The organism is Gordonia paraffinivorans, from assembly GCF_900683595.1.
GTDB classification, from domain to species: Bacteria; Actinomycetota; Actinomycetes; order Mycobacteriales; family Mycobacteriaceae; genus Gordonia; species Gordonia paraffinivorans.
In genome coordinates this window covers 1118607-1140854 of record NZ_CAACYD010000006.1, presented here as the reverse complement: position 1 = coordinate 1140854, position 22248 = coordinate 1118607, and the positions used below count along the sequence as shown (strand labels likewise).

Genomic DNA, 22248 nt, shown 5'->3' with positions numbered 1-22248 from the left:
AGATTCGTGAAGCCCTGAACGATTTGCCGCATAAGTCGGTTAATGTTCGGCAATGCGCATCGGAAAGTTGCATTCGCGGCCGTCGGTTCGTCTTTCTGCCGCAGGCCTGGCGTTGGCCGCGGCCGCGACCCTCACCGTCACCGAGACCGGGGCCGCCGACGCCGCACCCGTCGTCGACCCGACCGCCGGAAAGGTCGTCGCACACAGCGGGTTCGACGTCAGGCGCGACGGGTTCTCCTTCGAGAACTGGGGAGACAACGGTCCGCTGCACCGGCGGGGCCTCACCATCGACGGTATGCGTGCGGTGTTCGGCGACGAGGTGTGCGCCCGCATCGTGCTCGGCATCTGTTCCCCGACCACGGTCTCCGAGCTCGTGCAAGACGTGTACAACGACATGATGACCGGCGGCCACTGCTACGGCATGGCCGCCCTGGCAGGTCTCTACGCCACCAAACGCCTCGACAAGTTCCCGTTGGCGATGCCCTGGCAGACCGTCTACAGCATGCCGCCGTCGGCGCCGCTGGACGAGCTGATCGCCCGCATGTTCGTCACCCAGGGTTTCCCGCCCAGCGACCAGTACGAGGACGGGGTCGGCGTCTCGGAGGCGCTGAGCAAGCTCCGGGCGGCCTGGAAACGCAACGACAACTACATCCTGGCCGTGTACACCGACGACGAGCGCACCGCGGGGCATGCGATCAATCCGATCGCCATCCGCGACCTGCGTGACGGCAAGTACGGGATCGTGGTCTACGACAACAACTTCCCGGGCCAGGAGAAGATGGTCGTCGTCGATCCCGCCGCCGACACCTGGTACTACTCGACGGCCACCAACCCGTCGGAGCCGACACTGCTGTTCCAGGGATCGCAGAAGAACAGGCTGATCCTGATCCCGGTGGCCTCGGCGCTCGCCCGCCACCACGACCCCGACCTGAGCAGCGACGACACGTTCGTCATGGTGACCGACACCAACGGCGGCGCCCGAGGCGCGGGTGACGTCGACTGGAAGGTCCGGGTGACCGACCTGTCGGGCAACCCCATCCGCGGGGTCGAACAGCGAGTGCTGCTCAACAACGACAACGCGGCGCAGTTCACGGTGCCGGCCGGCAAGAAATTCCGGGTCGTCGTCGACGGCGTCGAGGCCGGGAAGACCGCGGACATCCGGGCCGTGGCGATGAGCGCCGGCGGCGCGGTCGGCGTCGGCGACCTCGAGGTCCCCTCCGGGGCCACGGCGGCTCTCGACATCGACCCGGTGCGCCACTCGGTCCGGGTGACCTCCTCGGCCCCGACGACCGCCGACTTCGAGGTGGCGACGGAGGATTCGCTGCGCTCGGTCTCGGTGGACACCTCGCAACTGGCGATCGGTCCCGGTTCCGCGGTCTCCGTTGGCGCGAACTCCCTGACGGGTGTCACCCTGCAGACGCAGGGACGCGCCCAGAAGGTCTCGATCGCCGTGGAGCGCAGCGACACCATCGCCGACCGGAACGCCGTCACGCGGGCCCCGATCACCCTGCGGCCGGGGGCGAAGGTCGATGTCCCGGTGAACCTGTGGACCGGCTGGAACCCGATCGCCGCCACGGTGCGCGCGGGCAATTCCACCACGATCGTGCCGCTGACGATGAAGTGAGGCCGTCGCGCCGGGGGACGCGCCGGGTGAGGGTCGGCGACGACGACGTGCCGGGTGGCCTATCGGTGGGCGTCCACCGCCACCGGCGCCATCGACCGCCACTTCTTGAGGACCGCGGGGTCCTGCAGCTCCATCCACGCGATGACGTCCTGGTGCGTCGCGCAGATGACGTCCGGCTTGGTGCAGGCACGCTTCATGAACGCGGCGGTCGCGGGGTTGAAGGCGTTGCCGTTCCACGTGTTCAGATGGTTGGCGATGACCAGTGGGGCACGATTGCCCTCGTAGGCGCGCCGGAGCATGTAGTCGTATGTGCTCGTGACGACGTGGGCGATCCGCTTGCGGTCGGCGGGCCGGTCGGTGGCCTGGTTGACGCTATACCAGAAGTTGTAGTCGAGCGCGGTCTGTCGCTGCTTGAGCGCCGGCGACCACACATAGGGCACCGGGAACTCCCAGATGCCGTTGATCTTGGTCGGCCAGTACACGCCCGGCCGGGATGCCGGCATCGACGAATCCCAGGTCATGTCGAAGGCGCGCAGTGCCGGGAAGATGGTCTTCATGGACCCCTCCAGACACTGTGTGCGGGCGCCCTTCACGACCTCGGGACCGAACGCGAGGTCGGGTCCGGTGCGGATGCCGTTCAGCGCGCGCCACTGGGTCATGAGCCGGAAGAACTGCGCCAGTTCGTGACGCCATTCGGCGCTGGTCCAGGACTTGCCCGGATTGCGGGTCCCGGCACAGAAATGACCCACGAAATGGGTTCCCATCTCGTGTCCGCCGTACCAGGTCCGGTTGAGATAGGTGATCTGCTCGATCACGTTCTTCTTGGTGCCGCCGAAGGCGATCGCGGCCTCGCCGGGCTGATAACCGGGACCCTGGTACTCGCGTCTGTTCGCGTCGGTGAGGAAATACAGGCCCGTCATCAGGGCCGTGAAACGCGCATCGGACTCGGCTGCCGTGCGCAGGAAGAGATCCCAGTTCTTCGACACGCCCACCCCGTCGAACGAGAACAAGATGAACTGGGGTGGCTTCTCACCTGGGGCGAGACGCTTCATCGGCACGTTCGACGCGAGACGGGTCGGCGGAGGCGGCGGGGCCGGCGAGGTGCTGGTCTGGATGCTCGGGGTCGACTCGCTGACGGCCGAATGGGCCGATGTCGCACAGCCGGCGAGGAACAGAGAGAGAACCGCGGCGACGGCAGTTGTTGCGATCGTCCGCGTGTCGCGCATACTGATCAATCGAGTTTCCCCTGGTATTGCGTTCGCTTTACCTTAGGGTATGCAGACGGAAACGGCCTGTTGGCCGGAGAGGCAGGCACGGATTTGTTCCCCTCGTTGACATTTCGCAGATCTCGACGTGATCGCCGCCCGTCGGTGGCCTACGGCGTCGTGGGCGCGGTGTCGCTCGCGCTTCTCGGACTGACCGCATGCGGTGGCGAGGACCCGGCGCCGGCCGCGCCTCGCGCCGGGGATTCGGCCGCCGCGAACCCCACGACCTCGGAGAAGGTCGAGGTCCTCGACGAGGTGACCGTCCAGCGCATCCAGTACCCGACCGAGGACGCCGACCCGGAGCAGAACTGGGCCGACCTGTACCTGCCGGCCGGTGAGCAGCGGGTGGACTCGATCCCGCTGGTGGTGCTGATCCACGGCGGCGCCTGGCAGAGCCAGTTGGGTGCGCAGATCTTCGAGCCGCTGGCGCGCGACCTCGCCGGCCGCGGGATGGCCGTGTACAACGTCGAATACCGCCGCGTCGGGTCCGGCGGCGGGTGGCCGACGACGTTCCGCGATGTCGCCAACGCCCTGGACCATGTCGTCGCCGTCGACCGCCGTTTCCCGCAGCTGACCACCGACGACGAGCTCGTGGTCGGGCACAGCGCCGGCGCCCAGCTCGCCGTGTGGGGAGGCACCCGGCACAAGCTGGAGGACGACGAGGTCGGTTCGCGGCCGGCCTTCCGGCCGACGCGCGTGGTCTCGCTCGCCGGGCCGCTCGACATGGTGTACGCCGCCACCCACGGCGACGACCGCATCGTGAAGGTCCTCGGCGGGACGCCGAAACAGGTTCCCGACCGGTACACCTCGGTCGACCCGATCCAGAACATCGACCCCGACACCCCGGTCATCGCCATCCACGGCACCGCCGATCGGATGGTGTCGCCGGAGAACTCGCGCCGCTACGTCGCCGCCGTGCAGAAGAAGGGCGGCGAGGCGAAGGCCGTGCTGATCCCGAACGGCGACCACGGGTCCGTGGTCACCTCGACCGCGCCCGAGTACCCGAAGGTCCTCGACATCATCACCGATGCGTCGGCGGCCGACATCGACGACGTCGACGACGTCCAGGGGTGAGTGCGGCGGCCCGCCCACGGGACCGCCGGTTCACCGTCATCTGTTGCGGCGCTGCACGATCAGCGGGTCGATCGGGGTGAACGGGAACTCGGGCAGCTCCCGTTCCGGGATGTCGAACGTGGCGGCGAGGACTTCGCGGGAGAACGCGCTCGCGGTCGCGCGGTAGCCGAATGTCGCCGGGTGTGGGCCGATCGAAGAAGATGACGAAGTGGAAGCCCTCGGCGCCGAGCACCTCGATGTGGTGGGGGTAGGCGCGCGGCACGAAATACACGTCGCCCGGGTGCAGTTCGTAGTCGTCGCACGTCAGGTCCGGGGCGAGGACGCGCATCCGAGCCGCCCCGCTGACCACGTATCCCCATCTCCGCGGTGACCGGATGCCAGTGCGGTTCGCGCATGCCGTCGTCGGCGATTCGCAGCGAGTACATGGAGATGTCGTCGAGCGCCGCCCAGAACTGCCGGCGGGCCAGGTGCGCCGAGCCGTAGGCGTAGGACAGCGGCGCGTTCTGCCCCTCGACGTCGAACAGATGGGCGTTGGGCAGCCGATCGGTCACCGTGGGTGTGGTGCCGCTGCGCCGGGACACGATCTGTTCGGCCGGTGGCCGCGCGAAGGCGGAGAACGCCGACGCCGGCAGGTCGTAGGTGTTGCCCAGTACCGCGTCGGTCATCGCGGACATGCTGTCCCGCAATGAGAAGTGATGGGGGCGTTCGCTCCTCAGCGCGAGGACGATCTCGGCCGTCTCGTCGCCGACGTTCTCGATGTGATAGACCGCGCCGGACGGCACGTGGTACATCTGCCCGGGCTCCACGATGAACGAGCTGAACTCGTCGACGTCGCCGAGCATCGCGACGAGCACCTGTCCGCGGACCACGTAGGCGAGTTGGTTGGCGTCGACGTTCCACTGCGGTTCCCGCATCGCCCCCCGGACGCAGCACGATCCGCTTCGCCGAGAGGCGGCGCAGGATCGGGAGCGTCTCCGCGTCGACGACCTGCACACTGCCCAGGTCGTTCTCGAAGGCCGGGGCGGCGCGACCCAGAGACGTGGTGTGGGGAGAGGTCGAGGTCGGACCCGTCATCGGGCCAGTGTGACACCGCCATACGATCTCCGGCCCGGATTCGGGCAGATCGGCGCTGATCAGCACGGGTTCGGGCACGCCGGCTCGCAGCTCGTGCCCCGCGTCGGAAGCGCTCGCCGGGCGGAACCGAACATCGACCGACCGACCGTTCGCTCGGCCCGGTGGCAGCGGGCCCGGAGGAGTCTGGTAGGTCTGTACAGAACCGAACGATCGAGGGAGAGCGCATGGACGTCGCGGGCAAGGTCGCCATCGTCACCGGTGGTGGAGGCGGAATCGGTGGTGCGCTCGCACGCGCACTGGTGGAAGCGGGCGCGAAGGTCGTGGTCACCGACCTCGACGCCCCGTCGGCACAGCAGGTGGCCGACTCGCTCGGCGAGTCCGCGGTCGCGATCGCGGGCGACGCCTCCAGCGACGAGCACATCGACGCGACGGTCCGCCTCGCCGAGAAGGAGTTCGGCCCGGTCGACATGTACTTCGCGAACGCGGGCATCGGCCGCGGCGGCGGCCTCGACACCGACGAGTCGCTGTGGGATCTCGTGCTCGACGTCAACCTGCGCAGCCACGTCCGCGCGGCGCGGCGCCTGGTTCCCGAGTGGATCGAGCGGGGGAGCGGCTACTTCGTCAGCACCGCCTCCGCCGCCGGCCTGCTCACCCAGATCGGCAACGTGCCCTACTCGGTGACCAAGCACGCCTCGGTCGGTTTCGCGGAGTGGCTCAACATCACCCACGGCGACGACGGTGTGCGCGTCAGCTGCCTGTGCCCGATGGGCGTCGACACCAAACTGCTGCGGCCGGAGGCCGAAGAGGTCAACCCCGACCAGCAGTTGATGCAGAAGGCCGTGGAGACCGCCGGCGCGGTGCTCACCACGGACGAGGTCGCCGCGATCGTGCTCGAGGCCGTCGCCGAGGAGCGGTTCCTCATCCTGCCGCATCCCGAGGTGCTCGACATGTACCGGCAGAAGGGCGCCGACTACGACCGCTGGCTGCGCGGCATGCGCCGTTACCAGCGCTCGCTGAAGGGGTAGCCCGCTCGCGGTCCTAGTCGAAGTAGCGGCGCGGGACGTCGACGAGCATCGTCGTGATGTCGGCGTCGGAGACCCCGCGCTCGCGCAGGGCGGGCAGCACGTCCTCGCTGATGTGGCGGTAGTTCCACTTCGGCAGCGCCGCGACCTTGGCGTCGTGGTCGAACCAGTCGATGAAGCACGACGCGTCGTGGGCCAGCGCCATCCGGTCGGCGTAGCCGCGCCGGCAGAGCTCGGCGACGGTGTCGACTCGATTCTCGAACGGCAGCAACAGGTCCAGGCCGAAGCGGTCCATCCCGAGGATCGATCCGGCGTCGGCCAGCTTCATCAGGTAGTCGAGGTCGACGCTGTCGCCGGAGTGCCCGATGACCACCTTGGTGAGATCCGCGCCCTCCTCGGCGAGGATCTTCTGGGCGACGAGTCCGGACTGCGTGTGCGGATTTGTGTGCACGGTGATCGGTGCCCCTGTCTCGGCGCTGGTCCGCCCGACCGCGCGCATCACCCGCTCGACGCCGGGCGTCAGCCCCTGCTCCTCGATCGCGCACTTGAGGAACGCCGCGCGCACGCCGGTGTCGGCGATGCCCTCGGTGAGGTCCTTGGTGAACAGGGTGACCAGCGGTTCGGGGACGTCGAACAGCAGTCCGGGGCCGGCGTAGTGGAACTGGAACGGGATGTCGTTGTAGGTGTACAGCCCGGTCGCGACCACGATGTTCAGCTCGACCTGCTCGGCGATCCGCTGTATCCGCGGGATGTAGCGGCCGAGACCGAGCACGGTCGGATCGAGGATCGTGTCGATACCCAGCTGCTCGAGCTCGGTCAGGGCGGTCACGGCCTCGGCGACCTTCTCGTCCTCGTCCCAGTCGTCCTGATAGTTCTGCCGGAACTCCTCGCCCACGATGAAGATGTGCTCGTGGACCAGGACCTTCCCGAGGTCTGCGGAGTCGATCGGTCCGGTCACGGTATGGACGGTGGCCATCGGTCGTGAACCTCCTCGGCGAGACGCGTCGTCGCGATACCCGTTGCGCCGAACCCTAGTGGAACCACACGCGCGCGGGGCGGCTTTCGTGATCGCCGCGACGACGGTTGCCGGACAGGGGAATCCGCGTCAGATGAGCTCCATCGCACTGAGCAGCAGCTGTGCCACCTCGGCGTAGGCGCGGTGCTCGGCGATGCAGGCCGCGATCTCCTCCTCGCCGAGCTCGTTCTTCCGGGCGGCCTCGAGATTGTCCATCCATTCGCGCATCTCGGCGGCGCAGATGTCGAAGTACTCGTAGACGCGGTGGGGATCGCGCCGGCAGGCGGCGAGGATCGTGTTCGTCGTCAGCGGGGAGTTCGGGTTGTTGCGCTTCGATTCGACCAGCAGGCGCAGCACGATGGGCAGCTCCTCGCCCCGGCACCGCACCGCGGCATGCCGGCCGCCCTCGATCCGCTCGATCATCTCGGTCCGTGCGGTCTGCACGAACCTCTCCCAGTGGCGCAGCGCCGCTTCGAGATTGACGGGACTGAACACCGCGACGTCGAGGAGTCGCTGCGCGTAGACGAGGCCGTTTTTCACGACCACCGAGATCTCCGGCCAGCGCGGCGAGAACTCGGTGACGAGCAGCCCCAGCACCGACGGCGGCGGGACCGACGAACTGAGGATGGTGACGATCTCCAGGGCCTTCAGGTTGTGTGCGGGACGCATGAGGGTGGTCACCGACGTACGCAGGGAGATCGTGTTGCGGGGACTGATCACCACCGGCCGGCCCGCCGCCTCCATCGCCGCGCGGACCAGTTCGACGAGGTGCTTCTTGGACCTGGGCACGACCCCGCTGTCGACCGGTCCGTCGGAGGGCCGGGGCAGGGGCTGGAATCGGATCGTGTCGGCGGTGGGTGACTCCGGGTCGAGGGCGTGTGCTCCGCCACGCCGGGCCTCGCGGGCGATGGCGCCGGTGTCGACGGGACCGGTGGCCTCCGGGTCGGTGGCCTCCAGATCGGGGGTCGGCGTCAACTGGTGCCGGGCATAGGACGGATCCCCGATGCTCACGAAGGTCGGGTGGATGACGCCCCACACATCGCGCAGCGCGCGCACCGCCGCCCGCGCGAGGTCGCCGTGGACCCGTGTGTCGACCTCGTAGCAGAACGAGCTGCGGCCCTCGAGGCGGCACCAGCCGCGGTCGACGATGTGGGTCGCCTGACGCATCCACCGGTCCTTGTCGGTCCATGTCAGGTCGCCCGCGGAGATGGTGCACCGGAGCCGGTCGGGACCCGCGACGGCGAAGGTCATACGCCGACGCCAACCGCCGGCGGCGGCCTCCATCACGGTGAGGGTCTGTCCGGGGACGAGCTGGAGGACGCGATCGGCCAGGGTGTCGGTGAAGTCCCGCCATGCCGCTTCGACGACGGCATCGAAATCGGGGGACATCCGTGCTCCTCGTTGTGTGTGGTCTTCGGCGCTTCCGGGCTTTTCGTGGCTTCCGGGGCTTCTCGGCGATCGGTGTCCGGCGGGTCGAACGCCGTCCGGCACACGCGTGGAAACCGAATACTACGACGCCTTCCTGACACCCACGTGAGATCCGCGGAGGGCCCCGACCCTCGTCAGATGGGCGACGAGAGCATCGGTGTCTCACTGTAGGTGGGATGCCACCGGAGGCGGTGGGCGTCGTAGTCCGTCGAGGTCAGCGGGTGGTGCCGAGGGGACCCGCCGGTGAGCTCGCGCCACGTGGCCGAGTTCACGACCAGGACGGCGCCGGAGCGCGAGAGCGACGGTTGCCAGGTGTCGGGCGACTCCAGCGGCCCGAGCACCCGCGAGGGGGTGGCCCGCGGCACGGCTCGCATCCGTTCGGCCCGCGAGATGTCACACAGCACGCAGTCCGGGCGGTCGGCGGCGTGGTGTCGCCGTCGGGCCCACGCCTCGGCGCGCATCGGCGTGACGGTGAACTGAAGGAGGTGCCCCTGGGATGCGGCGTCCGGGCCGACGTGGACGGACGGCGGGACGAACTGACGAAGATCTCCGTACGGGCGGCGGTGCGTGGCGAGTGCCTGCTGCGTCGGCACCTCGATGTAGTCGTCGGCGTCGAAGTCGGGTTCGCCGGTGAACGGCGTGCCGGTGATGGCGTTGACGCCGTCGACGCCGATCATGACCAGGAACGGGTGCAGGTGCGGGGAGGAGAAATCGATCCACATCGCCTCCGACTGCCACATCGGGAGCACCGCGTCGGCGTCGCCGGTGGGGGAACCCTGTGCCAGGGGCAGCGTGGTGTCGGAGGTGAGCCGGGGGAGGTCGTCGAGATCGGCCGTGCGCGGCGTGCGCCGGAACGTCACGTGCAGGCGGGCGTCGGAACCGAGATCCGGGAACGCGAACGTGAGGGCTCGTCGGTCGGTGATGAGGGTCATGCGATCCTCCGATCGGTGACGCGTGGTCGCCACGAGGCCGGTTCCCTACCGATATAGCGGAATCGACGCGCCCCGGTCCGGGCTCCGGACCGGAATCGTCCGTGCGGACTACCTCAGCGGATGGACGACGCCGGGCGATCGGTCACCGGGGGGATCGCCCGTCGTGGGCCCACCCCACCGGCCGTCACTTGGTGGAGGGCCGACGATCGGGTGCGTCGTCGGAGAGCACGACGACGCGCAGCGCCGCGCGGAGGTTGTGCGTCGTCGCCCGCCAGGCGTCGGCCTCGTGACGGCAGGCGTCGGCCTCGGCGGAATCGGCCGCCGCTGCGGCGTCGACCGCGGAGCGACGCCACGTGAGGTACTGCTCCTCGCAGGTGTGGATGTAGGACAGGATGTCGGCCTGGCTGTACCGGCAGATCTTGGCGACCTCCCGGGCACTCAGCGATCGGCCGTCGGGGTCGAGTTCGAGGAGTGTCTGCAGCGCGTCCGGGAGCCGCTCGTCGGTCTCGGCCCGGACCGGCTCGGTCTGCGTGATCTGCTCGATGATCTTCGGCGCGCAGTCGGCGAGGAAGCTGAACCACTCGGCGAGAGACGCGCTCAGGTTGTGCGGGTGGTAGACGGCGCACTCGAGCGTGAGCGTCGCGAACACCTCGTCGTTGAGCAGGTGCAGGCGCACCGCCGACCCCATGGTCGGCTGCGCGGCCACGATGTCGGCGGCATGCCGGGTGTCGGCGATGTCGCCGGCCAGGCGTGCGAAGAACTCCAGACGAGGCGAGTCCGATCGCGGGCTCAGCCACGACGACACCGGCTTGGTCGGCAGGGCGATGTCGCCGTCGGCGTCGGTTCGGATCTCGCAGCCGGTCAGGTCCTCCAGAGAGCTGACGAGGAGCGCGCGCAGGTGATCGATGTCGTGTGGCTGGACCGCGACCTCGATCTGCGGCTCGGCCCGCGCCGAGGGCGAGTGGTCGAGGAAGGCCGGGTGGACGACCTCCCAGACCCGGCGGAGGGTGGCCACCGCGACGTGGGCGAGTTCGTCCACGCGGCGCCGGCCCACCTCGTAGATGTGGGTGCCGTTGCGCAGTCGCCGCCAGCCGAGTTCGTCGAGCATCTGCAGATGCTCGGTGAAGTACTCCTCGGTCGGGTGCAGGTCGGAGTCGCGGATCGTGCACCGCAGGCGGTTGGCCCCGGTGACGGTGAACGTGAGCCTGCCGTGGGGACCCTCGGGGATGTCGGGATCCTGCTGGATGGTCAGGGTCGAGCCGGGCTCGAGCCCGGAGAGGCGGTCGCCGACATGGTGCTGGAAACGCCGCCAGGAGTCGTCGATGTTCGAGTCCACGGTGAAGTCGGGCGTCATGCGACTTCCTTTCTCCTGCGCGGGTGGTGCGGGTTCGCGCAGTGCTGCGGGGTGTGTGCGGGCGCCGCAGGGGAGCGGCGGTGTGTCGGGGCGTCGATGCGATTCCTCGGGGATGGGGCGCACGATGGCCGACGGGCGAAGCTGCCTCGTGTTCAGGTTAGGTGACCGGGACGACATCGTCGGTCGGTTGATCAGACCCGAACGATGATCCTCTGATCGAACGGTACCCCGGTGTCGGGCTTACGTCCGAGTCAGAAAACGGTTCTCCCGGGCGCCGGGGAAGAACCGCAGCTCACGGGCGGTGCGCCGCTCAGTTCGAGGGGTCCGCAGGAGGGGAATCCGCGGGAGGTTCCGGCGCCGCGGGGGACTCGGGTGCGGGTGCCTCGGACGTCGACGGCATCTCGGACGTCGGCGGTGTCTCGGAGGTGGCGGGGGATTCCGCAGGGGTCTCCTCCGGAGCCGGGGCCTCCTCGGTCCCCGCGGGCGGGGGCGTCGTCGTGGTGACCGCCGGCGGCGGGACGATCCACGATGCTGCCACGACCGCCACGGGTTGCGCACCCCGCCGGCCCCGACAGGGTGAGCGTCCAGACGCCGCCCGGATCGGTCGCGGCCAGGACCGCAGGGCGGAGCAGCGCCGACATGTCGACGGTTTGCGGGACCCCGTCGCCACAGGTGAGCGTGACCGTCCCGGTCCCGTCCGCGGGGACGGTGCAGCCGACGGACGCCCCGGCGTCGCGGAACTCGAAGCTCCCGATCAGGTCGCCGGTTCCGCTGAAGGCGGTCGGGGTGGGCGCCGGCGGTGCTCCCGAGGCCGAGGGCGCGCCGGGAACCTCCGAACCACCGGGAACGGACCCGGCGGCCGGGCTCTGGGGTGCCGACGGCTCGGCACCCGGGGCGCCGCTCTCGGCGCCGGCCGCGGGAGCCGAGGGGTCGGTGCCATCGGCACCGGAGGCAGGGACATCGGACTCGGGCGCGCCGACCGGCAGCCCACCGTCCTCGACGGACCGCTGCTCGACGGCCGGTGCGGCGGCCGGGTTGTGCGCCGCGGCGAGGCCGTTGCGTTCGGCGTCGTCCTCGGTCTCGGCCGCGAACGGGGTGTTCAGCGACGCCGGCGTCGGCAGCGGCTCGGTCAGCGGAGGCAGCCCGGAGAGGTCGAGTGATCCGCCGGCCGGCAGCTCGACGAGGAGTCCGGTCAGGAAGTTCAGCACCTGCAGGACCGGCGCGGCCGCCGGCGGGGCCAGCGGATTGCTGCACGAGCAGACCGCGCGCGGCACGCCGGCGGCGTCGACGTAGACGGCGGTGCCCCGCTGCAGGATCGCCTGGAACGGATTGGCGCGGCCCGAGGCGAAGGTGTGGTTGGTGACCCAGGTGTCGGCGGTGAGGACCACCGGGGTCAGCGTGTTGAGGTAGTAGGGGATCGACGCGGTGCTGATCCCGAAGACACCGGCCCAGGCCGCTGCGGCGGCGGGATCGGCCATCAGGCGGTTGCTGAGTGCGGCGGTGTCGCAGGCGGCCGAGTCGCCCGTCGCGTAGAGCCCGGGTTCGGTGCCGTTGACCGCGCGGCCGCCCATGTCGGGCGCCCCGACGTTCGCGGTCAGCGCGACGTTGCCCGGGAGTTCTCCGGCGCCGGCGGCGACCACGGGGTCGGTGAACGGGGCGATCCCGGGATCGTTGGCGGCGGTGAGGGTCAGCCCCGGGATCTAGATGTCACCCTTGCGGGCCTTGACCACGAAGACGATTCCCGCCGCAAGCACGAGGGCCAGCACGACGACGACCGCGGCGAGGGCGATCGTCAGAGTGCGCCGGTTGTCGGGCTGCGGACCGTTCGCAGCGAACGGCGCGGTGAAGTCGGGCGGGGTCGGGGGACCGGGCGGATGGGTCATGGCACGAACTCCTCCTGCCGATGCGCCGGGCGTCACGGCCCGATCATGGCGAGCGGAGCGGCCCGCTCGGCCCAAGTATCAGCAGGTGGTCGGCACCCGGCAAGCGCTGACCAGCGAGAATGATCCGATCGGACGTACGCCGCGGCCGGCCGGGCCACGGACCTTGCCGCGGTGGCGGCGACCGGTGCCGCGGCGCGACCGAGCCGCAGGCGTCAGTACCGCGGGTGTCGGATCCGCCGGTGTCAGACGCGACCGAAGACCATGGAGTCCTCGACCTTGCCGAGGTGGTGGTCGATGGCGTCGCGGTAGTAGTTGTGCCGTACCTTCCAGTGGCCGCGCGTGCCCGACTTGGGGAGCGCGTCCGGCGACCGCTCCACGTAGCCGGCCTTGAGATCCCACAGCGGTTGCGCCGGCATCGGCTCCGGACCGAGATGCGGATAGGCGTGTGTGTAGCCGTTCTCCCGCATGTACCGGACCAGGTTCGCCACCGCGCGCGCGGTCATGTCGGCGCGCAGCGTCCACGACGCGTTCGTGTAGCCCACCGACCAGGCGAGGTTGGGGACGTCCTCGAGCAGGTGGCTCTTGAACACGAACCGGTCGTGGGGCTTGACCTCGTCGCCGTCGACGCGGAGTCGCGTGCCGCCGAAGCCGAGCAGTTGCAGGCCGGTCGCGGTGACGATGATGTCGGCGTCGAGATGCCGGCCCGAGGCCAGTCGGATGCCGGTCTCGTCGAAGCGGTCGATGTGGTCGGTGACCATCTCGATCGAGCCCTCGGTGATCCCGTTGAACAGATCCGCATCGGGCACCAGGCACATCCGCTGGTCCCACGGGTTGTAGGTCGGGTTGAAGTGCACGTCGATCGGATAGTCGTCGGGCAGGTTGGCGGCGACGTTGAGACGCAGCAGTTTGCGCCCGAGCTTCGGGAACTTGTGGGTCAGGTGCACGATCGCCGCGGTCTGCGTCGAGTAGCGGAATCGGATCGCCTGGTGGGCGGCCTTGGGCGGCAGGACCTTCTTGAGGAACGGCGCGAGGTACTGCTTCTGCTTCGAGGAGAAGATGTAGGACGGCGAGCGCTGCAGCATCGTCACGTGCGCGGCCTGCTCGGCCAGGTTCGGGACGAGGCTGACCGCGGTCGCCCCGCTGCCGATGACGATGATCCGCTTGCCGCGGTAGTCGAGGTCCTCCGGCCAGTGCTGGGGATGCACGATCGTGCCGCTGAAATCCTCGGCGCCGGCGAACCGCGGCGTGTACGGGTTGTCGTAGTCGTAGTAGCCGGTGGCAAAGACGACGAACCGGCTGCGGTGGGTCTCGCGGCGCTTGCCCTCGCCCTCGCCGACCTCGACGTCGAACGTCCAGGTGTCGGTCGTCGAATCCCAGTCGGCGCCCAGGACATGCCGGGAGAACCGGATGTGGTCGGTGATGCCGTACTTGTCGGCGGTGTGCTCGATGTAGTCCCGGATGTCGGCGCCCTCGGCGAGCGCCGCGACCTTCGGCCACGGCTCGAACGGGTAACTGAGCGAGTAGATGTCGCTGTCGGACCGCACACCGGGGTAGCGGAAGAGGTCCCAGGTGCCGCCGATCCGCTCCCGGCGTTCGAGGATCAGGTAGTCGACGTCGGGGTTCTCTTCGCGCAGGCGGTATGCGCAGTCGATGCCGGAGAGTCCGGCGCCGATGATGATGACGTCCCGCAGTGGGGTCTCGGGCTTCTCGCCGGACCGGGTGTCGTCGATGGCGTCGATCTCGGTCACGCGGACCTCCTCGCCTCGGTGGGGTGGCTCGGTGGTCATCATGCAACAAACGTTGCCCGGTGTGAACGGAATCACTTCGAAAGGTCGCGGGCACGAGGTCGCGGCCGTCGGCGTGCGGGTGGGGAACGTGCGATGACGCGAGAAAGCCGGCTCCCGGGTTCCGCGACGTCGCGGGGCCGGAGAGCCGGCAGGTCTCGCCGATCAGGTCCGTCGGCGTGGGTGCATCGGTGCGTCATCCCGACTTCGGAGAATGTGCTCTTCCGCGTTCGGGGCCTGACCGGATGCGATCGGTTGGTACCCGCCCGGTGGGCGGGTCAAACCTGTTCGGGGACAGTCGGGGTCGGCGTCACTCCGCCGGCGGCATGAGCACGGCGTCGATCAGGTACACCTGAGCGTTGGAGGTGGTGACCCCACCGCAGACGATGCCGGCGTCGTTGACCTTCAGGTTGTCGCCCTCGCCGCTGACGGTGAGCTTCTGGCCCTCGAGGGTGGTGTGCTCGCCGAGCGCCTTGTCGGGGGTCGCCTGGCCGTCGACCACGTGGTAGGTGAGGATCTTGGTGAGCAGGTCCGTGTCGGTCTTCAGCTGCTCGACGGTCTCCGGCGGCAGCTTCGCGAAGGCGTCGTCGGTCGGCGCGAAGACGGTGTACTCGCCGGTGTTCAGCGTCTCGACGAGGTTCACGTCCGGGTTCAGCTTGCCGGAGAGCGCCGCGGTCAGGGTGGTGAGCTCGGGGTTGTTCGACGCGGCGGTGGCGACCGGCACGGTGGCCATGCCGGCGATCGAGGCCGGTCCGGTGGGGTTGGCCTCGGCGTAGGCGGCGCAGCCGGGACCGACGAGGTTCGCGGCCGGATCGGCGGCGGTCTCGCTCATCGAGGTCATCCCGCTTGCCGCGCTGGTGGTCGTGGTGGACGAGTCGGTGTCGTCGCTCGAGCATCCGGCGATCACGCCGACGGCGAGGACCAGACCGGTCACCGCTCCGGCCACACGGGGAACACGCTTGATCATCGTTGATCCTTGTCTCTTGGAGAGGTTCGGCTGTGCGGGTACGCCCAGCCTCACAAGCGCATTCGCCGCCGTGTCCGAACCGGATGGGTGACCGGCCGACGGGAGCGGATCAGCTCTGTTCCCACCACTCGCCCTCGGCCCAGGCCTGCCCTTCGGAGATGGCGCCCATCGTGGTCTGGCCGTCGAGCGCCTCGCGGATGATGTCGGCGTGTCCGCAGTGGTGGGCGGTCTCGCGGAGGAGGTTCAGGATCATCGTCCGGATGCTCGCCCACTCGCGCTCCGGCTGCCACGGCGCCGTCGGTTGCGGGATGAGGTCGTCGAGGTCGGCGGCCTCGGCGATCACCCGGTCGAAGCCGGCCGCGTTGCGTTCGTAGGCCTCCAGCCATCCGTCGAGCGTCTCGTCGGTGCCGAGTTCGTATTCGCCCGCCAGGCGGCTCATGTCGAACTCGGCGTTCTCGTCCCGTTCGACGATGACGCGTGCGGCGTTCTCCTCGCCGCGGGCGAGGTGCTTGACGAGGGCTCCGATGGTCAGGGCGCTGACCGTGGTCTGCTTGCGCGCCTGGTCGTCGGTCAGGTTCCGGGCGGCGACCCTCAGCATGTTCCGCTGGTCCTGCAGGAGCGTCAGCAGTTCGCGCTTCTCGCCGCTGACGTCGACGCCGAGTTCGGGGGTGGTGTAGGTGGCCATGGTGTGCTCCCTGAGGTGGTGTTCTGGCTGGTGAATGCCACGCTACGAGCCAACGGGGACATCTTCGGTCCTCGTTCTCCTCTGTTCTCCCCGTGAACCATTTGCGTCCGGAAATGGGCCTGACGGTTGGTGAAATCCGTTTGCGGGGCGAGCTTTTCGCGTCGACAATGCACTCCATGACCTCAGTGCTGAACGCCCTCACCCGGAAACCCGACCGCGCGGGTGACCGCGCCATGCTCGACGCCCTGCTCGACGAGGTGAAGGTCGGCACGCTCAGCACGGTCGTCGACGGGCTACCCTGGTCGGTCCCGATGCTCTTCGCGCGCGACGGCGACGCCATCCTGCTGCACGGCTCCACCGGTGCCGGGGCATTGCGGCATGTGGCCGCCGGGGCACCGGTCACCTTCACCGTGTTCGCGATGGACGGACTCGTGGTGGCGGACAGCCTGTTCGATCACTCCGCCAACTACCGGTCGGCGGTCGTGCGGGGGCGCTCGAACCCGCCGACGACGCGAAGGCGGTCCTCGAGGTGTTGTCGGACAAGCTGATCCCGGGCCGCGTCGCCGAGGTGCGGGACATGACGTCCAAGGAGCTCGCGGCGACGATGGCGCTACGACTCCCGATCGTCGACGGGCAGTGGATCGTGAAGGGGCGCCAGGGCGGCCCGAGTTCGCCGTCGACGGAGTGGACGGGCGTGGTGCCGATGCGGACCGTGTACGACCCGCCGGTCACGCACTCCGGCGAGACGCCGCCGGATTCGGTGCTGGCGCTGGTGGATTCGACGAGACGATAGAGCACTCGGCCGGCGGACCTCAGGGGGGGCACGGTCCGCCGGCCGAGTCGTTCGCGTCATTGCGAACCTCGGTCGAGACACCCGGAAGGGCCGGTTTGCGACTACCCGGCCGGGGTGTTCGACGAGTGACGCGGCCCGCAGGTGGGGGGCTCTCGGCGAGCCGCGTGTCAAGGTGCCGTGCCCCGGGATCACCGGGGCACGGCAGGTTCTCATCCCTTGCGCAGCACGAATCGCTGGATCTTGCCGCTGGGGGTCTTCGGCAGGGCGTCGACGAAGTGCACCGTGCGCGGGTAGGCGTGGGCGGCGAACTCGGTCTTGACCAGCTGCTGCAGTTCCTTCTCGAGCTCTTCGGTGCCCTCGACGCCGTCGGCGAGGACGACGAACGCCTCGATGACCTCGCCGCGCAGCTCGTCGGGACGACCGACCACCGCCACGTCGACGACCGACGGATGGGTGATGAGCACGCTCTCCACGTCGAACGGGCCGATCCGGTAGCCGGCCATGATGATCACGTCGTCGTCGCGTGCGTTGAAGTAGTAGCGGCCGGCCTCGTCGGCGCGACCGGTGTCGCCGGTCAGGTACCAGCGTCCGTCCTCGGTGAACCGGGCGGCGGTCTTGTCCGGGGCGTCGAGATAGCCGGAGAACCACATCAGAGGGCTCGCCGCGACCTCGATGGCGATCTGGCCGTCGACGATGCCGGTGGCGAAGCCCGGCATCGGCTTGCCCATCGAACCGGGGACGAGCTCCTCGCGGACGTCGTCGTGCCAGTGGTTGTTGATGAACATGCCGTGCTCGGTCTGCCCGTAGTGGTCGCGGACCTCGGTGCCGAGGGCCTCCTTGGCCCAGCCGATCACGTCGGGGGTCAGCGGCTCGCCGGCCGACGACGCGCGGCGCAGGGTGAAGCCGGAGATCCGCGGGTCCTTGCTGAGCGAGCGGTAGACGGTGGGTGCGGCGGCGAAGTTGGTGACGCCGAGGTCGCCGAGGATCTGCGCGGTCAGCTCGGGGGAGAAGCCCGCGTGCAGCAGCAGGTTCCGTCGACCGGTGACCAGCGGTCCGAGGACGCCGTAGTAGAGGCCGTAGGCCCAGCCCGGGTCGGCGGCGTTCCAGAACACGTCGTCCTCGCGCACGTCGAGGCCGTAGTGCATGTAGGCCTCGAACGAGGCGAGCGCCTTCAGCGGCACCGGCACGCCCTTGGGGGCGCCGGTGGTCCCGCTGGTGAACAGCAGGATCAGCGCGCCGTCGCCGCCGACGGCGACCGACTCGGAGACCGGCTCGTGCGAGCTGATCAGGTCCTCGAACCGCAGTGCCGAATCCGGCCCGCTCGCCTCGCTCCCGGCGGCGGAGCCGGCGACGATCTTCTCGATGCCGTCGACCCCGTCGAGCTTGGCCGCCTGGCTCGGCTCGGTGATGACGACCTTCGCGTTGCCCGACCGCAGGCGCATCTCGATGGCGGGGGTGGCGAACGCGGTGAACAGCGGGATGTAGACCGCGCCGAGGCGGGCGATGGCCAGCAGCGAGACGACGAGCTCCTCGCGCTTGCCCATCAGGACGCCGACGGTGTCGCCGCGGCCCACGCCCAGCTCGGCGAGGGCGGCCGCGAAGCGCTTGGAGCGCTCGGCCAGCTCGCCGTAGGTGATGTCGGTGGTGATCGGCTTCGGCGCCGCATCTGCGTCGGCCGAGTCCTCGACCTCGATCACGGTGAACGCGACCGCGTCGGGATCGTGACGATCGACGAGGAGCGCAGCGGCATCGGCGTCGGCGGCGCCGTAGATTCCCAACCAACGGTCGATCATGTCGGTCGGGGACAGGGTGGCCTGTGTCATCGTGAACCTCGCTGTGAACTGGGTAAGCTGGATCACAGTGTGCCCAGCCCTGTGAGGCCCTACCACCCTCCGAAGAGGGGGAGAGCGAGGTGAGATGCCCGAGAAGGTGAACGGTATCGTCGCCGACGCCATCCGTCGCGTGCGCACCTCGAGCGGGGTGCCGTTGGCGTTCGCGGGGGTGGTCACCGGTCCGACGACCCTGCGGCTGCAGCACTTCGTCGGTCAGCACGTGGGCGCGCTGAGCGGACTGTCGGTCGACGTCGGACACGGTCTGGGCGGCAAGGTCGTCGCCCTGAACAGGCTCCTCGCCGTCGACGACTACCTGCGCACCCCGCAGATCACCCACCGCTACAACACGCTCATCGAGCGCGAGGGACTGCGGGCGGTCATGGCCGCACCGGTCATCGTCGACCGCTCGCCGGTCGCGGTGATCTACGGGGCGATGCACACGCCGACGCCGATCGGCGGACGCATGCTCGACGCCCTCGCGAGTGAGGCGCGAGCGGTCGAGCAGGAGATCGTGGCCGCCCGGGCGCGGATGGAACACGCCGCCGAGGGCGAGAACGAGATGCGCGACCGCATGACCGCGGCGTTCGCCCGGCTGCGCGACCTGGCCGGCACGGTCGACGACGCGCGCATCGCCGAAGAACTCGAGGCCATCACCCGGGTGCTGATCGCGGGAGAGGAACCCGCAGAGGAGCCCACGGTCGAACTCACCGGACGGGAGCAGGACGTGCTGTCGCTGGCCGCACTCGGGTATCCCAACGCGCGCATCGCCGAGACGCTGGGCATCACCGTCCACACGGTCAAGGGCTACATGAAGGACGCGATGCGCAAGCTGGGCGCGTCGTCGAGGCTCGAGGCCGTCGTGACCGCCCGCCGATCGGGCCTACTGCCCTGACCCTCCGGCGATTCGTAGCGAACAACGGGTCATGGCGCGTGTTCCTTCTACGATCGCCGTGTCGGAGATCACGTCGGCGGCATCGGAATAGATCCGGCGCGGGTGCCGTTGACAGACCCGGCGGTGGCGGATTCAAGCCCCGGGCCTCACCCCTTCGCCGCTTCGAGCGGCCACTCGCCGAGAGGCGCATTGACCGGCATCGTCCACACGTACCGAAGCCGCCGACCCCACAAGGGACGGCGGCTTCGGTCTTCGTGCGGATCCGGATGAGTGCGTTCCGGCTCAGTGGTTGCGCAGCTTCTCGATCAACTCGTCCTTCTTCAGATCCGAGTAGCCGCTGATGTCGAGCTCCTTGGCCCGCTTCTTCAACTCGTCGACGGTCCAGTCCTCGTAGGAGCCCGAGGTGCCGCCGCTGTGGCCCACCTCCGACCGTGAGCTGTTGGCCGCCGCGTTGGCGATGCGTGCGGACTTCTCCTTCGAGTTGCCCTCGTCGCGCAGCTTCTCGTACAGCTCGTCGTCCTTGACCGACGGGCCGGGGTCGCGCTTCTTCTCCGCCACGGTCGCCTCCTTCGATTCGACGACGGTCCACGTCTGTGGTCGATCTCCGACGGGGTGCCCGCTTTCCGATGCCGCGAAACCCGCTCGCGCGAGACGACCCCGTGCCTACGGTTGTGCACGTCCGTCGCCCGCGGCCCGAACCACTTGTAGTGAACGTCGTTGACTACGAGTGGACCACCTGTGGGACCGCGGATAAGGTTGTGACGATGTGTCCGCCACGACCGACCCCGCACGACGACCGGCGGACGGACACGGATCGACAAGGCGCGAACACGGTGTCGCCACAAAGCAATTGCGGAAGGAACAACGCATGTCTCAGACGGTCAAGGGAGTGATCTCGCGCAGCAAGAAGGCGCCGACGGAGGTCGTGGACATCGTGATCCCCGATCCCGGACCCCGGGACGTGGTCGTCTCGATCAAGGCCTGCGGGGTCTGCCACACCGACCTCGCCTACCGCGAGGGCGGCATCAACGACGAGTACCCCTTCCTCCTGGGACACGAGGCGGCGGGTGTCGTCGAATCGGTCGGTTCGGACGTCTCGCACGTCGAGGTCGGCGACTTCGTCATCCTCAACTGGCGCGCGGTCTGCGGCGAGTGTCGCGCCTGCAAGCGGGGTCGTCCGTGGTACTGCTTCGACACCTTCAACGCCAGCAAGCCGATGACCCTCGCCGACGGCACCGAGCTGACCCCGGCCCTGGGCATCGGGGCCTTCGCCGAGAAGACCCTCATCCACGAATTGCAGTGCACCAAGGTCAATCCCGACACCGATCCGGCCGTCGCCGGCCTGCTCGGCTGCGGTGTGATGGCCGGCCTCGGCGCCGCGGTCAACACCGGCAACGTCGGACGCGGTGACTCGGTCGCCGTCATCGGCTGTGGCGGCGTGGGCGACGCCGCGATCGCGGGTGCCCGCCTCGCCGGGGCGACCACGATCATCGCCATCGACCGTGACCCCGGAAAGCTGCAGTGGGCCAAGGAACTCGGGGCCACCCACACCATCAACGCCACCGAGGTCGAGGACGTGGTCACGGCGGTCCAGGACCTCACCGACGGCAACGGCGCCGACGTCGTCATCGACGCGGTCGGCCGGCCGGAGACCTACAAGCAGGCCTTCTACGCCCGCGACCTCGCCGGCGTCGTCGTCCTCGTCGGCGTTCCGACGCCGGAGATGAAGCTCGAGATGCCGCTTGTGGACTTCTTCTCCCGCGGCGGCGCGCTCAAGTCGTCCTGGTACGGCGACTGCCTGCCCGAGCGCGACTTCCCGATGCTCATCGACCTCTACGAGCAGGGCCGCCTGCCGCTGGACAAGTTCGTCACCGAACGCATCGGCATCGAGGACGTCGAGGCCGCGTTCTCGGCCATGGAGGCCGGCAAGGTGCTGCGCTCGGTGGTGGTGCTCTGATGTCGGGGGACCTGCGCGTCGAGAAGGTCGTCACCTCCGGCACGTTCAGCCTCGACGGCGGGACGTGGGACGTCGACAACAACGTCTGGATCGTCGGTGACGACGACGAGGTCATCATCATCGATGCCGCGCATTCGGCGGCGCCGATCCTCGAGGGCGTCGGCGACCGCACCGTCAAGGCGATCGTGCTGACCCACGGCCACAACGACCACGTGACCGTGGCGCCGGAACTGTCGAAGGAGACGGGTGCGCCGGTCTATCTGCATCCGGGCGACGACATGCTCTGGAACGACACGCATCCAGGGGTCGCGCACGAGGATCTCGAGGACGGTCAGAAGATCTCCGTCGCCCGCACCGAGCTGACGGTCATCAACACCCCCGGCCACTCACCGGGCTCGTCGGTGATCCACTTGCCCGAGGCGGGTGTGCTGTTCTCCGGCGACACCCTGTTCCAGGGCGGGCCGGGTGCCACCGGTCGCTCCTTCTCGAGCTTCCCGACCATCATCTCCTCGATCAAGGAGAAGATCTTCACCCTCGACCCCGAGACGAAGGTCTACACCGGCCACGGCGACGGCACGACGATCGCCGCCGAGGCGCCGCACCTCGAAGAGTGGATCAAGCGCGGCCACTGACGCCACATACGAGATCCCGGGCATGAGACGACCCG

At 69.2% G+C, this 22248-nt stretch carries 18 protein-coding genes and 2 pseudogenes; 7 read left to right on the top strand and 13 right to left on the bottom strand.

Annotation, left to right across the window (positions count from 1 at the left end):
- The first annotated feature begins 52 nt into the window (after nucleotides 1-52).
- Nucleotides 53-1624 (top strand): hypothetical protein, encoded by a 1572-nt coding sequence (locus E1P53_RS12170; RefSeq protein WP_006900285.1) that lies wholly within the window; start codon nucleotides 53-55, stop codon nucleotides 1622-1624.
- 59 nt (nucleotides 1625-1683) lie between these two features.
- Here E1P53_RS12170 and E1P53_RS12165 read toward each other — a convergent pair whose 3' ends face one another.
- Nucleotides 1684-2850, bottom strand: a complete 1167-nt coding sequence (locus tag E1P53_RS12165; protein WP_131734428.1) for a polysaccharide deacetylase family protein — start codon at nucleotides 2848-2850, stop codon at nucleotides 1684-1686.
- Nucleotides 2851-2994: 144 nt separating this feature from the next.
- On the opposite strand from E1P53_RS12165, the gene E1P53_RS12160 reads away from it, so the two are divergent.
- Nucleotides 2995-3963, top strand: coding sequence for an alpha/beta hydrolase family protein (locus E1P53_RS12160; protein ID WP_006900287.1), 969 nt, complete (start codon nucleotides 2995-2997; stop codon nucleotides 3961-3963).
- Nucleotides 3964-3999: 36 nt separating this feature from the next.
- On the opposite strand, the pseudogene E1P53_RS21135 reads toward E1P53_RS12160, so the two are convergent.
- Nucleotides 4000-5037 (bottom strand): annotated as a pseudogene (locus E1P53_RS21135) (cupin domain-containing protein).
- A gap of 224 nt (nucleotides 5038-5261) precedes the next feature.
- Here E1P53_RS21135 and E1P53_RS12150 point away from each other — a divergent pair.
- Nucleotides 5262-6062, top strand: a complete 801-nt coding sequence (locus tag E1P53_RS12150; protein WP_006900289.1) for an SDR family oxidoreductase — start codon at nucleotides 5262-5264, stop codon at nucleotides 6060-6062.
- Nucleotides 6063-6075: 13 nt separating this feature from the next.
- Here the strand turns inward: E1P53_RS12150 and E1P53_RS12145 are convergent, their stop codons facing one another.
- The 9 genes from E1P53_RS12145 to E1P53_RS12110 form a co-directional block, all read right to left on the bottom strand.
- Nucleotides 6076-7035 (bottom strand): phosphotriesterase family protein, encoded by a 960-nt coding sequence (locus E1P53_RS12145; RefSeq protein ID WP_131734427.1) that lies wholly within the window; start codon nucleotides 7033-7035, stop codon nucleotides 6076-6078.
- A gap of 129 nt (nucleotides 7036-7164) precedes the next feature.
- Entirely contained in the window at nucleotides 7165-8463 is a 1299-nt protein-coding gene (locus E1P53_RS12140) for a TY-Chap domain-containing protein (RefSeq protein ID WP_006900291.1), read from the bottom strand.
- 173 nt (nucleotides 8464-8636) lie between these two features.
- Nucleotides 8637-9434: a hypothetical protein gene (locus tag E1P53_RS12135; RefSeq protein WP_131734426.1), complete on the bottom strand. Its 798-nt coding sequence runs from the start codon at nucleotides 9432-9434 to the stop codon at nucleotides 8637-8639.
- A 184-nt stretch (nucleotides 9435-9618) separates the two neighbouring features.
- On the bottom strand, nucleotides 9619-10788 hold the full coding sequence (locus E1P53_RS12130; RefSeq protein WP_006900293.1) for a TY-Chap domain-containing protein: 1170 nt from the start codon (nucleotides 10786-10788) through the stop codon (nucleotides 9619-9621).
- A gap of 251 nt (nucleotides 10789-11039) precedes the next feature.
- The gene (locus E1P53_RS12125) at nucleotides 11040-12428 is read right to left on the bottom strand and encodes a DUF6777 domain-containing protein (RefSeq protein WP_312029296.1); all 1389 of its coding nucleotides are present in this window, start codon (nucleotides 12426-12428) and stop codon (nucleotides 11040-11042) included.
- A 60-nt stretch (nucleotides 12429-12488) separates the two neighbouring features.
- Nucleotides 12489-12671 carry a hypothetical protein gene (locus E1P53_RS20985; protein ID WP_006900296.1) on the bottom strand — a complete coding sequence of 61 codons (183 nt, stop codon included), beginning with the start codon at nucleotides 12669-12671 and terminating at the stop codon, nucleotides 12489-12491.
- Between the two features lie 242 nt (nucleotides 12672-12913).
- Nucleotides 12914-14419, bottom strand: a complete 1506-nt coding sequence (locus E1P53_RS12120) for a flavin-containing monooxygenase (protein WP_006900297.1) — start codon at nucleotides 14417-14419, stop codon at nucleotides 12914-12916.
- 346 nt (nucleotides 14420-14765) lie between these two features.
- The gene (locus E1P53_RS12115; RefSeq protein WP_006900298.1) at nucleotides 14766-15422 is read right to left on the bottom strand and encodes a fasciclin domain-containing protein; all 657 of its coding nucleotides are present in this window, start codon (nucleotides 15420-15422) and stop codon (nucleotides 14766-14768) included.
- 109 nt (nucleotides 15423-15531) lie between these two features.
- Nucleotides 15532-16107, bottom strand: a complete 576-nt coding sequence (locus E1P53_RS12110; protein ID WP_131734425.1) for a mycothiol transferase — start codon at nucleotides 16105-16107, stop codon at nucleotides 15532-15534.
- Between the two features lie 176 nt (nucleotides 16108-16283).
- Here E1P53_RS12110 and E1P53_RS12105 point away from each other — a divergent pair.
- Nucleotides 16284-16900: pseudogene (locus tag E1P53_RS12105) on the top strand (pyridoxamine 5'-phosphate oxidase family protein).
- Nucleotides 16901-17109: 209 nt separating this feature from the next.
- On the opposite strand, the gene E1P53_RS12100 reads toward E1P53_RS12105, so the two are convergent.
- The gene (locus E1P53_RS12100) at nucleotides 17110-18723 is read right to left on the bottom strand and encodes an AMP-binding protein (RefSeq protein WP_131734424.1); all 1614 of its coding nucleotides are present in this window, start codon (nucleotides 18721-18723) and stop codon (nucleotides 17110-17112) included.
- A gap of 94 nt (nucleotides 18724-18817) precedes the next feature.
- Here E1P53_RS12100 and E1P53_RS12095 point away from each other — a divergent pair, with 94 nt between their 5' ends.
- Entirely contained in the window at nucleotides 18818-19624 is an 807-nt protein-coding gene (locus E1P53_RS12095; RefSeq protein WP_006900302.1) for a helix-turn-helix transcriptional regulator, read from the top strand.
- Between the two features lie 282 nt (nucleotides 19625-19906).
- On the opposite strand, the gene E1P53_RS12090 is transcribed toward E1P53_RS12095, so the two are convergent.
- Entirely contained in the window at nucleotides 19907-20182 is a 276-nt protein-coding gene (locus tag E1P53_RS12090) for a DUF7218 family protein (RefSeq protein ID WP_006900303.1), read from the bottom strand.
- A 310-nt stretch (nucleotides 20183-20492) separates the two neighbouring features.
- Between E1P53_RS12090 and E1P53_RS12085 the strand changes: the two genes are divergently transcribed.
- Nucleotides 20493-21581, top strand: coding sequence for an S-(hydroxymethyl)mycothiol dehydrogenase (locus E1P53_RS12085; RefSeq protein WP_006900304.1), 1089 nt, complete (start codon nucleotides 20493-20495; stop codon nucleotides 21579-21581).
- Nucleotides 21581-22213 carry an MBL fold metallo-hydrolase gene (locus E1P53_RS12080; protein WP_131734423.1) on the top strand — a complete coding sequence of 211 codons (633 nt, stop codon included), beginning with the start codon at nucleotides 21581-21583 and terminating at the stop codon, nucleotides 22211-22213. The genes E1P53_RS12085 and E1P53_RS12080 overlap by 1 nt, the downstream gene beginning before the upstream one ends.
- Nucleotides 22214-22248: the final 35 nt, after the last annotated feature.

What these genes read in the sequence shown, in the direction of transcription:
- E1P53_RS12170 (WP_006900285.1), top strand. Translation starts at nt 53, where the DNA reads ATGCGCATCGGAAAGTTGCATTCGCGGCCGTCGGTTCGTCTTTCTGCC.
- E1P53_RS12165 (WP_131734428.1), bottom strand. Translation starts at nt 2,850, where the DNA reads ATGCGCGACACGCGGACGATCGCAACAACTGCCGTCGCCGCGGTTCTC.
- E1P53_RS12150 (WP_006900289.1), top strand. Translation starts at nt 5,262, where the DNA reads ATGGACGTCGCGGGCAAGGTCGCCATCGTCACCGGTGGTGGAGGCGGA.
- E1P53_RS12145 (WP_131734427.1), bottom strand. Translation starts at nt 7,035, where the DNA reads ATGGCCACCGTCCATACCGTGACCGGACCGATCGACTCCGCAGACCTC.
- E1P53_RS12140 (WP_006900291.1), bottom strand. Translation starts at nt 8,463, where the DNA reads ATGTCCCCCGATTTCGATGCCGTCGTCGAAGCGGCATGGCGGGACTTC.
- E1P53_RS12135 (WP_131734426.1), bottom strand. Translation starts at nt 9,434, where the DNA reads ATGACCCTCATCACCGACCGACGAGCCCTCACGTTCGCGTTCCCGGAT.
- E1P53_RS12130 (WP_006900293.1), bottom strand. Translation starts at nt 10,788, where the DNA reads ATGACGCCCGACTTCACCGTGGACTCGAACATCGACGACTCCTGGCGG.
- E1P53_RS20985 (WP_006900296.1), bottom strand. Translation starts at nt 12,671, where the DNA reads ATGACCCATCCGCCCGGTCCCCCGACCCCGCCCGACTTCACCGCGCCG.
- E1P53_RS12115 (WP_006900298.1), bottom strand. Translation starts at nt 15,422, where the DNA reads ATGATCAAGCGTGTTCCCCGTGTGGCCGGAGCGGTGACCGGTCTGGTC.
- E1P53_RS12110 (WP_131734425.1), bottom strand. Translation starts at nt 16,107, where the DNA reads ATGGCCACCTACACCACCCCCGAACTCGGCGTCGACGTCAGCGGCGAG.
- E1P53_RS12100 (WP_131734424.1), bottom strand. Translation starts at nt 18,723, where the DNA reads ATGACACAGGCCACCCTGTCCCCGACCGACATGATCGACCGTTGGTTG.
- E1P53_RS12095 (WP_006900302.1), top strand. Translation starts at nt 18,818, where the DNA reads ATGCCCGAGAAGGTGAACGGTATCGTCGCCGACGCCATCCGTCGCGTG.
- E1P53_RS12085 (WP_006900304.1), top strand. Translation starts at nt 20,493, where the DNA reads ATGTCTCAGACGGTCAAGGGAGTGATCTCGCGCAGCAAGAAGGCGCCG.
- E1P53_RS12080 (WP_131734423.1), top strand. Translation starts at nt 21,581, where the DNA reads ATGTCGGGGGACCTGCGCGTCGAGAAGGTCGTCACCTCCGGCACGTTC.